The sequence below is a fragment of the Microcoleus vaginatus PCC 9802 genome (assembly GCA_022701275.1).
Lineage (GTDB): Bacteria > Cyanobacteriota > Cyanobacteriia > Cyanobacteriales > Microcoleaceae > Microcoleus > Microcoleus vaginatus_A.
Map to the genome: position 1 here is coordinate 5,755,799 of CP031740.1, position 11,443 is coordinate 5,767,241.

9 protein-coding genes, 1 pseudogene and 1 riboswitch are annotated in these 11,443 nt (G+C 44.9%); of the genes and pseudogenes, 6 read left to right on the forward strand and 4 right to left on the reverse strand.

The features are described 5' to 3' along the window. Window positions 1-310: 310 nt before the first annotated feature. Genes D0A34_23850 through D0A34_23860 form a run of 3 tightly spaced genes read right to left on the reverse strand, consistent with a single transcriptional unit; the run spans window position 311 to window position 2,853 of the window. Window positions 311-1,891 carry an FAD-dependent oxidoreductase gene (locus D0A34_23850; protein ID UNU21477.1) on the reverse strand — a complete coding sequence of 527 codons (1,581 nt, stop codon included), beginning with the start codon at window positions 1,889-1,891 and terminating at the stop codon, window positions 311-313. Between the two features lie 3 nt (window positions 1,892-1,894). Continuing rightward, window positions 1,895-2,134, reverse strand: a complete 240-nt coding sequence (locus D0A34_23855; protein UNU21478.1) for a hypothetical protein — start codon at window positions 2,132-2,134, stop codon at window positions 1,895-1,897. Continuing rightward, window positions 2,134-2,853, reverse strand: coding sequence for a Uma2 family endonuclease (locus D0A34_23860; protein ID UNU21479.1), 720 nt, complete (start codon window positions 2,851-2,853; stop codon window positions 2,134-2,136). Before D0A34_23860 ends, D0A34_23855 begins: the two co-directional genes overlap by 1 nt. Before the next feature lie 174 nt (window positions 2,854-3,027). After that, window positions 3,028-3,175: riboswitch (cobalamin riboswitch) on the forward strand. A gap of 60 nt (window positions 3,176-3,235) precedes the next feature. Here D0A34_23860 and D0A34_23865 point away from each other — a divergent pair. Genes D0A34_23865 through cbiQ form a run of 3 tightly spaced genes read left to right on the forward strand, consistent with a single transcriptional unit; the run spans window position 3,236 to window position 5,088 of the window. After that, entirely contained in the window at window positions 3,236-3,955 is a 720-nt protein-coding gene (locus D0A34_23865) for an energy-coupling factor ABC transporter permease (protein ID UNU21480.1), read from the forward strand. A 3-nt stretch (window positions 3,956-3,958) separates the two neighbouring features. Continuing rightward, window positions 3,959-4,291, forward strand: a complete 333-nt coding sequence (locus D0A34_23870; protein UNU21481.1) for an energy-coupling factor ABC transporter substrate-binding protein — start codon at window positions 3,959-3,961, stop codon at window positions 4,289-4,291. After that, on the forward strand, window positions 4,288-5,088 hold the full coding sequence (cbiQ, locus tag D0A34_23875; protein ID UNU21482.1) for a cobalt ECF transporter T component CbiQ: 801 nt from the start codon (window positions 4,288-4,290) through the stop codon (window positions 5,086-5,088). Before D0A34_23870 ends, cbiQ begins: the two co-directional genes overlap by 4 nt. A gap of 1,384 nt (window positions 5,089-6,472) precedes the next feature. On the opposite strand, the pseudogene D0A34_23880 reads toward cbiQ, so the two are convergent. Beyond that, window positions 6,473-6,565 (reverse strand): annotated as a pseudogene (locus D0A34_23880) (DUF2497 domain-containing protein). A 558-nt stretch (window positions 6,566-7,123) separates the two neighbouring features. Between D0A34_23880 and D0A34_23885 the strand changes: the two are divergent. The 3 genes from D0A34_23885 (at window position 7,124) to D0A34_23895 (ending at window position 11,338) form a co-directional block, all read left to right on the forward strand. Then, window positions 7,124-8,518: a receptor ligand binding family protein gene (locus D0A34_23885; protein ID UNU21483.1), complete on the forward strand. Its 1,395-nt coding sequence runs from the start codon at window positions 7,124-7,126 to the stop codon at window positions 8,516-8,518. Between the two features lie 140 nt (window positions 8,519-8,658). Further along, window positions 8,659-8,970, forward strand: a complete 312-nt coding sequence (locus tag D0A34_23890; GenBank protein ID UNU21484.1) for a hypothetical protein — start codon at window positions 8,659-8,661, stop codon at window positions 8,968-8,970. A gap of 157 nt (window positions 8,971-9,127) precedes the next feature. Then, complete coding sequence (locus D0A34_23895) at window positions 9,128-11,338, forward strand: flotillin family protein (protein UNU21485.1); 2,211 nt, start codon at window positions 9,128-9,130, stop codon at window positions 11,336-11,338. Window positions 11,339-11,443 lie beyond the last annotated feature (105 nt).

The following is an 11,443-nucleotide window of genomic DNA, read 5'->3' on the forward strand; positions in this document are numbered from 1 at the left end:
CAGAATTTTATTAGGATTAAATTCCTCACTACAAACCAACGTGATTGTTGTCGTTCGAGGGAACATAATGTTATATCGTTTCCGGTTGCACGAGCGAGATAATATAGAGGACACGGCAGTGCCGTTTCCCTACCCGGATTAATTGTAGGGAAACGGCACGGCGCCGTCTCGAAAGCTGTGGGTAATATTAATTCCGATGCTACCGGATTTGATACTAATACCAATTTCATTCATTTCTGGCTAAAAACTTTTGTGTAGGGTTTCGTTCCACTGGCCAAACCTACTATTGCATTGTTTATTGAAATGGATATTACGCAATAGCATCCGAACTGGCAAGAGTCTCGAATTGCGCCAATAGCATTGCATCACCATTATTTGGAGTTCCAAAAATTTTAGGTAACTGACCTGTTTCAGCGAGAACTTGTCTCACTTCTCGGTTAGATACATCGGCTAGATTTTTGTTATTTAGAATGGCATTAACAGCAGCGATACCCACACCTTGACCAACTGCGGCGTTGAATTCCACAATTCTGCCGACCGAACAAGCAAACCCTTCAAATCCAGAACAGGGACTGACCACTGCCAGGTTAGGAACGTTTTTAATTAATGCGTGGCGGATGCCAATATTAAAGATAGGGTGTTTAAAACTCAGACTTTTAAACCATCCTAGACGGTTTGCTTTATCGCCAAGACCCCGGATGCCTCCCCGTACATCAAAATGATAGCTAAATGTTGCCAGTGCCTCATTAGCAGGTACGCCACCTGACAGCATTTGTGCGCCAGTTAAAGGTTCTACAACTCCCGTCACATTGCCGGCGTGTCTGATATAAAGTTCTGAGGCATAAGTAACAGAAGTAGCCCCCAAACTCCTCAGCCAAGTTGTAATAAATAACATCTCTCTTTGCATATTAGCCGTGGGTTTGCTCCCGCTTCTAGCTAAGGCTTCCGCTTCGCTGGCGGTGACGGCAAATAAAAGCGCATTCCATGAAAGTCTGTCATTTGGAAGTATAGCTATATTTCCCTCATCTAAAATTGTGCCGGTTTCAGAAAAAGATAGTTTTATTCCTCTAAAGGAGTGGTAAGCTACAGACAGAGCCGGTGAGCGAACATCGATGTAATCGTTGCCCGCCCACAGAGTTTTGAGATTGCCTTTAGTGTCTTTCATTTCCCGCCGGAGTTCTTCTGCTAGTTTGGCATCCTTGTCGGCAGCGTACAGCAAAAATTTTTGACTCTCTGCATCGGCCAGGTTGGTAAAGCGTTTTAGATAAATGTAATCGAATTCTTTCAGTGATCTTGCACTGAGTCCTTGAGTTTCAAAAACGAGGGTGACTGGAAGTTCTGAGTTAGGCAGACCAAATGTTTCAAATCCCTTCAGCTTTCTCACACCGGCAGCTTGAGCTAATTCGGCATTGACAGTGGCATCAATAAATTGCTTGCCGGCATAAACTACGCCTTGAGAGGTGGTTATACTGGCAATTTTTTGACCTTCTTTACTGACTGATTTAATTTCTACTTTGCTGAGGAGATCTGCCCCAGCTTGTACCAGCATTTCTTTCAGCGCTGCACTGGCTTTGCGGGGGTCAAGTGCAATTGCCTTAACACCGGATTTTTGCACGAACTCTTTATAGATTGTCGCCGGTGAACCAAAGGTATCTAACTTTAAAGATTGTTGAAGTTCTTCACTAATCTGACTTCTATCTAAATAAGCAAGGCCACCTCTTACCAAATGCCCGCCAATTCCTTCTTGCAAGCTTCCTTTAGACATTAGCAGAATTCGCGGATAACGCTTTGTGCGGCGAAGATATTCTCTGGAAGCAGAGACAACAGCTAGAACTCCTGGAACTTCATCACCAAAACAGATGATATCGTAAGAACGCAGATCCATGACCATTATTTAATAACCTCTCCTGAGTTTCATCTTTTCGAGCTGGATCTCAATGTTTGCCATCAAACTCTCTGTTTGTTTCAAATCTAGCCCCATTTTTCCTGATTTTTGCGATAAATATTCACACATTCCTGGATGCAGCAACCGGGTTTTTTCCTGAAAATCTTTCGTTGAGGACGATCGATCTCGGTTGCAAAACCCGGTTGCTGAGCGTCTAGAGTCGGTCAGTCTGGTACTCTTGATTGCCATCAGGTCAGATTATCAGGATCTATCCCCAACTCCCGCAATCGCTGAGCTAGTCGATCGGAACGTTCAGCTAATCGATCGGCGCGCTGCGATTCCTGTTGGGCGCGCTGCGTGGATTCTTTCACCTGTTCTTCAGGAGTCAGATAACGTTTTCCATCGGCATCATACCAATACAACCACTCCCTTGTCACCCCAGAATAACTTCCCCTTTCACAACCAATCCCCAAACCAATTTCTGGCATCCAAACTGGATTTCCTGGCTGTAATTCATACTTTCCATTGACTAACTTGTGTACTTCTAAACGGGGTTTACGACGGCGGCGGGAAGAATAAATGACGTAATAAAGTACGCCTAAAGCTTGATATTCCTCCAACTTGGTGCTGTATTCCTTGCGATAAGTTGGGGAAACTACTTCCAGCACAAAAGTCGGCAGAACATTTTCATCCCACAGCACGTAACTGGGACGCAATTCTTCATCATAAAACCTTTCTACACCTAAACTCAAGAAAGCATCGGGCACAATGGCAGGTTTATCCGGGTGATAATAGATACCCATATCTATGCCAAAAAACCAGTCCATGCGTTCTGACCAAAGTAGGAGCAATATTGCTTTTAACAACCCTGGTATTAGCTCTTGCAGTTCGTTATCCACAGGCGTTTCATCCGAGTCTGGTAGTTCATCGGCGGAGGGCAAGTTCCTCGGCAAGTTGTACTGTAACATTGCGGCTTTCCTCAAAACTCACTAATATTATACCGTTGATTTGTTGAGCGATAGTATTTATTGAACGAACCGCGAAGAAGCGAAGGAAGAGAAGAGAAGATGATAGGTAACTTTGACTTAGTTAATCTGAAGTAATTTTTGTAAAAGATTTGCTGAGACTTACACGATCGACTAAACTATGTCTAACCAGTCGGTTCTAATGGGGAGCAGCCGTTAGAGGAAACGGGGAAAGTTCGGTGCAAGTCCGGCGCTGTCCCGCAACTGTAATGAGAGTCATGTCGCTTTCTGAGTCAGGATGCCCGCCGATGTGTTAATTTACATAGTCTCATCTGCGAGGTTCAGCGTGAAGACCAGAAATCGGAAATTGGTCAGCTTGGGATTGATGGCTGGCTTGAGTGGTTATATTGTCCTGGGTTCGGCAACGCCCGCCGCAGCTATGCACATTTCGGAAGGTTTTTTGCCGGTGCAATGGGCGGCATTTTGGTGGATGGTGGCGTTGCCTTTTTTTGCAGTAGGTTTGCGATCAATTACTCGCATTACAAAAGAACACCCGGAACTTAAACTATTGCTGGCTTTGGCGGGTGCGTTTACTTTTGTGCTTTCTGCTTTAAAAATTCCCTCGGTAACGGGGAGTTGTTCTCACCCGACGGGTACGGGTTTGGGTGCAATTTTGTTCGGCCCTTCGGTGATGGCTGTACTGGGGGCTTTAGTTCTGCTTTTTCAAACGTTACTGTTAGCGCATGGTGGGTTGACAACGCTGGGAGCTAATATGTTTTCGATGGCGATTGTGGGCCCTTTCGCTGCGTATTTTATCTATCAATTGCTGTTGCGAACTGGCAGCCAGCGGGCGGCAATTTTTTGTGCTGCGGCTTTGGCAGATTTGCTGACTTATGTGACGACTTCGATTCAATTAGCGTTAGCTTTTCCGGCAGCAAGTGGCGGTTTTATGGCTTCGTTTCTCAAATTTGCGGGCATCTTTGCTATCACTCAAGTACCTCTGGCTATCAGTGAGGGATTGCTGACTCTATTGGTCTGGAATTGGCTGCATTCTTACGGGAAACCGGAGTTGGAAACTTTGAAATTATTGAGACAGGAGTCATAAGCCGTGAATCAAAAACCTACAAAAAATTACCAATCTACTTCGCGGCAAAATTGGCTTTTGGCTGGCGCTGTGATTGTTCTGGCAGCGTTTCCTCTCGTTTTTGTGCGGGGTGAATATGGCGGTTCCGATGACCAAGCTAAGAAAACAATTACCGAAATTAAACCGGGTTATAAACCTTGGTTCAATCACTTGTTTGAGCCGGCTAGCGGAGAAATTTCAAGTCTATTGTTTGCGTCTCAAGCGGCGATGGGGGCTGGCGTAGTTGGGTACGTCATTGGGTTGTATAAAGGCCGATCGCAATCTCGGCAGCAGTCTGATAATAAATCGTCGGAATGAACCATCAGATTGATAGTCTGGCTTATACAAATCGCTTGCGCGGGTTGCCGCCATCTCACAAGTTATCATTTGCGATCGCCCTTTTAATTCTGTCTCTCGTTTCTGGGGCGATCGTCCAATTGTCGATCGCCCTTTGGTTGGCTGTCTGGATCGTCGTCTATGCCGGTATTCCGGGGAAACTGTATTTGCGGTTGCTGTCGCTACCGTTGATGTTTTTGCTGACAAGTTTGCCTGCTTTGGCGATGGGTGCGGTTGCGGGCGATCGTATCCCTGCAATTCAGTGGGATATTTGGCAAGGTTGGGGGATTAGCATCGGCACTTTTTATCTGTATGTGAGCCGCACCGGAATATACCAAGTGAGCTTGCTATTTGCCCGCGCCTTCGCATCCACAAGCTGTATGTATTTCATCCTCTTAACGGTTCCATTTACCGAAATCTTGCAGATTCTCAGACAATTACGCTGTCCAGAGTTAGTCACAGAACTGCTATTACTAATGTATCGGTTTATTTTTAGCTTATTGGCGATCGCCGATGAACTTTGGATTGCTCAAAACTCGCGCTGCGGCTACCGCACTTGGAAGCGGGGAATGCACAGTTTAAGCATTTTAATCGGGCAATTGCTTCAGCGAACTTTGGAAAACTACCGTCAAGTTTCGTTGAGTTTAGCGTCGCGCGGCTTTAATGGAGAACTGCGCGTTTGGAATTCTTATCCTTATAAACCTTCGCGAAGATATACATTTGAAGCCGTGTTTGGTTGCACGGTTTTAACTTTGTTAAGCGCGGTATTTCAAGGCTAAATTTATTAGGAATATTGAGATAACCCACAGTTAGCACACGGCAGTGCCGTGTCCCTACAATTAATCGGGCGATGGTTACATCTTTCGCGGGGATGAGCGATGATTTTGAGTTAGGGAAACGGCACTGCCGTGTCCTCCGACAATTAATCGGGTGATGGTTATACCCGAGGGGAGCGATCGATTATTTTGGGGTAGGGAAACGGCACTGCCGCCTTCTCCGTTACTATTTTGGGGTACGGGTTTCAACCCCTGCCGGACTAAAGGTATGACTTTTATGAAATAAAATAATGACTTTTATGAACTAAAATAATGACTTTTATGAACTAAAATAATGACTTTTATGAATTGACATTACAAGAAATCTGTTGATTAATTGTAATTAATAGCTGTTATATAGGAATTATATTATGAACAAATGGTCGTTAAAAAAAATACTTTGTTTCTTAATGACCTCCTTGACCGTCTTTCTGGTCACAGTCACTCAGGCACGGGCCCAACAAATACCGTTTTACTGGGATAACATCAACGTCACTATCGACGTTCAGACCAACGGAGATATGTTAGTTACGGAAAAGCAAAGATATGTGTTCACAGCCGACTACAACACTGAACGATATCGCTATATTCCTTTAGGTAAGGTAGATGAAATTAAAGATGTCATCGTTCAAGAAAATAATCAAATAATTCCGAGTAGCACGGGGATTGAAAACAATGAACTTTGGATTCGTTGGCAACATCAATTAAAAGCGCCCGAATCACATACTTTTGTCATCAAATATCGCGTGGTAGGCGGATTGCAGGTAGATGGTGAGAATACTCTAGTTTATTGGAAAGCCATTGCAGCGGGTCGCAAAGCTCGGATTAATACGGGAAAAGTTACGGTGCAATTACCAGAAGCTTTGTCAGGGAAAGTTCTCTCGTTTACGAATTTTGGTACAGCCGCAGTTCCTCGTCAAGTAGATCCGAAAACATTTGAATTTGTAGCAAGTCAGCCTATTCAACCGGAACAAGAATTAGAAGTGCAAATTGCATTTCCGCAGGCGATTCTGAATGTACCTCAACCTGCTTGGCAACAAAGTGGCAATCAATCTCAATCTTCTTCGGAAGAACAAGTCTTTTTTGACTCTGAGCCTTTTGGATTTTTATTTATGTGCCTTCTTTGGGTGTCTGTTCCTATTTTAGTGATTTTATTAATGACCACAAATGAAATCAAGAATCGAAGCTGCCCTGAGTGCCAAACACTCAAACTCAAACGGACTTATAAAGTTTTGTTTAAGCCTACATATACCAGTGCAGGAAAGCAGGAAGTTACCTGCAAATGTCGAAACTGCTCTTACCATCACAAGTATGAAGTAGTAATGCCAATCTTGAGCAATGACAGTGGTGGCGGTGGCGGTGGCGGTGGCGGTGGTGGTGGCGGTGGTGGCGGTGGTGGCGGCGGTGGTGGTGGCGGCGGCGGTGGTGGCGGTGGTGGTGGTTAATATCAACGAGACTTACGCATCACAAGCAAAGAAACCGGGTTTTTACCGAATCTGTGGGCTGTAAAGAAGTATTGTCGCCAAAAACCCGGTTTCTGAGCACCCGTTGATATATTGATCTTACCCAAATTCAGGACACGGCAGTGCCGTTTCCCTACAAATAATCGGGCGGTGGTTACATTTTTCATGAAGTGCTCATGATTATTTTAGGGTAGGGAAACGGCATTGCCGTGTCCTCTTTTCAACATTTGGTAAAACTTTGAGTCCCTCATTTTGGGGGACAACCGATCGCACTTCCTGCAAAATCATATCATCACTATGACTTTTATGAACATAATGAATGACTTTTATGAATTGACTTTAACAGAAATCTGTTGAATACTTGTTGTAGTAAACAAATTTTCTGTATATTGCAAGAGTAGATTGAAATATACAGCATATTCTAAGTTTATTAAATACAGTAGTAAGTATTGCTAATTCAGCTATATATATCACGCAATTGTGTGTGTGCCAAACACATGAAATATGCTGTTATTCAACCCTAGGAGAAACAACTCATGACATCTGATTCCACCAAGGGAAAATTTTCCCCGCCCCCGATCTTCTACATAATTGCAGCACTACTCTTAATTGGAGGAGTTAGCTTGGGCGGTAAAATCCTTAATTCATTGCCTAGCAACTCGATCAAAATCAATACTGATGCTGTTAAAGATTCCATGAGCCAAGGGGAGACTCTATTCTTTCCAAAAGACGGCACTCCTACTAAACTCCAAGCGGCAGAAGCGTTTACAAGTGGCAACTATGCAAGTGCACAAGCATTATTCGATCTATCGCTGCAACAAAAGCCTAACGATCCCGAAGCTTTGATTTACAGCAACAATGCCAAAGCATTCTCGCGCAACCCACTTAAAATTGCGGTTTCTATTCCAGGGAGTACCGATATCAATGGCTCCCGTGAAATTCTGAGAGGCGTGGCTCAAGCTCAACAGGAAATTAATGCGGCTGGCGGTATCAATGGTCGGTTACTCATGGTTGAAATTGCCAATGACAACAACGATAGTAAAACCGCACAAAAAATTGCTGAATCATTAGTCAATCAGTCAAGTATTCTTGGTGTTGTTGGACACTATGCCAGTAGTGTGACGCTAGCCACTGCCGATATCTATAACCAGGGCAAGCTGGTCGCAATTTCTCCAATTAGTACAGCGGTTCAACTGTCAAATAAAAGCCCCTATGTGTTGCGGACAGTACCAAGCGACTATGTTGCAGCTAGGGCGCTGACTGACTATATGCTGCAAACATTGAAGCTGAAAAAAGCGGTTGTTTATTTCAATTCCCAAAGTGAATACAGTAAATCTCTTAAGGGGGAATTTAGCACTGCGATCGCCCTCCAAGGCGGCCAAGTTGTGGGCGAATACGATCTGTCCAATTCGGGCCTCAGCCTCAACAAAAGTTTAGAAGAAGCTAAACAGCTCGGAGCAGAAGTGATTATGCTAGCCAGCAATACGGATTCGCTCGATCGCGCTTTCCAGGTTGTCCAGGCCAATAATAATCGCTTACCTGTGCTCGGTGGGGATGATGTTTACAGCCCCAAAACCCTAGATGTGACCCGCGAGCAAGGACGCGGCATGGTCATAGCAGTGCCTTGGCACATTCTGGCTGCGGGGTCGGAGAACTTCGCAAAACGATCGCGCAAACTCTGGGGCGGCGATGTTAACTGGCGCACCGCAACTGCCTATGATGCGACTCAAGCTCTCGGCACAGCTTTGCAACCAAATCCCACTCGTGAAGGTGTTTCGGTAACCTTGCACAGTCCATTGTTTACTGCATCGGGAGCTTCTGGCACGATCTCATTTCTGCCATCGGGCGATCGTAATGCTCCTGTGCAGTTGGTGAAAGTGGTCGAAGGTAGTCGTTCCACCTACGGCTATGATTTCACCCCGATTCCCTAGTTTCTCACTGATATTGATTCGACATTTGGTGAATTACCATCTGACAATGTTTGAGTTAATCTGTGCAATTTATAGAGAGGACGATCGTTCTCTCTTAAAGCTTTTCGTTAATGCTAAAACTTGACATTCTAGACAATTAGATGTACCAGATGATGACACTTATAGTTGGACAAAAATACATCAATTTACCAAACTTGAGCGCAATTACTTGTAGTGCACTCATCGCTGTAGCATTATCTGGAAATGGACTTTCAGTTTTAGCAGCAGAAACCCAACCCACAAACAAAACATTTGGTGATTGGTGTCGCGAGTATGCTTCTTTGAATCCAGAAGCGAGACATACTGTGGAAGCCCTTTTGGAAAAAGCAGGGACTACTGAATGCGATGTGGCTAATCAGAAGATATCAACGACAGTTACGCATTACAACCTTCATAAACCGGGTTTTTACTGAATCTCTGGAGTGCAGTTCATGCACAATCATATTCCAAATATGACTTTTATGACTATAATTAATGACTTTAATGAATTGACTTCAACAGAAATTTATTGAATAGTGATGGTAGTTAACAACTTTTCAGTACATTTGAGCTTAAAACAGGTTAAAAACTATGACTAAATCACGTTGGCTTCGCAAACTTTTACCATTAGCAGTATCTTTCGCAACTGCGATCGCAGCAGCAGGCGCTTTTGGCCCGCCAACTTCCGCTCTAAGCAATCCGCCGCCGCAAGCCCAAGAAGTTCAACCAGCCCAAGCAGAAGGATTTAGCATTCCGATTTGGATCTATCCCGTAGGAGCAATGTTCCTAGTTTTCATCTTTATACCCAAGATTGGCTGGACTTTGGGATTAATTGCGATCGGCGAACGAGAAGTGGGAATTGTTACCAAGAAATTTTCTCGCAAAAATTTGCCATCCAGTAGATTAATTGCTCTCGATGGCGAAGCAGGTTTGCAAGCAGATACCCTTCCTCCCGGCTGGCATTTTGGTTATTTTCCCTGGCAATATAGCATTCGCAAAGAACCTGTTGTTGTCGTTCCTCAAGATGAAATCGGTTTAATTGTTGCCAATGACGGAGCCAGCATTCCTGCCGATCGGATTTTAGGTAAAGTCGTCGATAGCGACAATTTTCAAAATGCCCGCAAGTTTCTGACCGGCGGTGGAGAAAAAGGGCGGCAGCTAGCCATCATCACAACAGGTACTTATCGGATCAATACGGCTTTATTTGAGGTCATTACTTCTGCGAATGCCACTAAAAACGGTATGCAGCCGTCGGACTTGAAAGTATACAAACTTGCTCCCGATCGCGTGGGAATTGCGAACGTGCTAGACGGAACTCCGATTGATGAAGGTGAAATTGCTGGCCCAATAATTCCCGGTCACGACAATTTCCAAAAAGCGCAATCTTTCATCAAGGGTGGCGGGCGCAGAGGGCTGCAAGAACAGGTGATTCTATCGGGTTCTTGGAACCTCAATCCCTGGTTTGTGCAAGTTGAACAAGTAAAAATGACGGAAGTGCCGATCGGCTATGTAGGCGTCGTAATTTCCTATGTGGGGCGATCGCACCAAGATGTAAGCGGCGCCGCTTTTACCCACGGCAATCTCGTCAACAAAGGCGATAAAGGTGTGTGGGTCGAACCGCTTTATCCCGGCAAACATCCCATCAATACAAAAGTGATGAAAGTCGAACTTGTCCCCACTACGGATGTAGTTTTAAACTTCACATCGCGGTTCAGCGGAGAACACGGCTACGACTCCAAGTTAAGTGCTTTGAAATTGCTTTCTTTTGACGGATTTACGTTTGAGTTAGAAGTTTTTCAGATCATTCATGTCGGTACTTTGGATGCACCGAGAGTGATTTCGCGGCAAGGTTCGATGCAGAATCTCATCGACCAAGTGCTGCGTCCAATTGTGGGCAATTATTTCCGCAATTCCGCTCAAGAATATACGATACTCGATTTTCTAATCGCGCGCAGCGAGCGCCAAGCAGAGGCGGCAGAACACGTGCGTCAAGCCCTGCGGGCCTACGATGTGCAGGCTGTGGACACGCTGATCGGTTTGATTTCGCCGCCACCAGAGTTAATGCAAACGCTGACCGATCGCAAAATTGCTCAGGAACAGGAGAAAACTTACGATGTGCAGCGCATTTCACAGTCGCAGCGTCAAGAATTGGTGCGCGCAACTGCGATCGCGGACATTCAAAATCAGGTGGTGGCGGCAGAACAAGGGGTGAAAATTGCCCAACTGAGCGCAACTGCTGCGATCGAACACGCAAGCGGTGAAGCAGAAGGGATTCGGCTGATGGGACAAGCAAAAGCGGATGCTTATCAAGTTGGTGTCAACGCCCTCGGTACGCAGAGTTACACGCTGCTGCAACTGATGCAGGCGATCTCAGATGGTAGTGTTCGCGTTGTTCCCGATGTCGCAGTGAATGGTAATGGCGCTAGTGGGGGTTTGCTGGACGGTTTGATGGGCATGATGATGTGGAATCAAACTAGCAAAAATGGAGAAAAGGGAGGAATATTACCTGTACTTAATTTACAGAAATCAGAGCCTGCTCTTGTGGAAGATGCGGCCCAGTTACCAGTAGCAAAGGTGAATTCCGTGAAGCCGATGAAGTCGCCGAAGTCGCCGAAGTCGCCGGATTTTCCTACTCATTCACCAGTTGCTAAGTCTGAAGCTGTTGCTGAGACTGATATTGCTTCGGTATTTGATAAATTGCGGCCCGAATATCCTAATCATTCACCAGTGGGTAAGTTTGAGGATGTTGCTGAGATTGATATTGATTCGGTATTTGGTGAATTACAATTTGACGAGATTTGAGTTAAGTTGTGCAGTTTGTAGAGAGGGCTTAAGTCCTCTCTTAAAGCTTTTATTCAATAAGGACTCTTTGTCCTTACTAATAGAACTTACGCACTGTAACGCAAT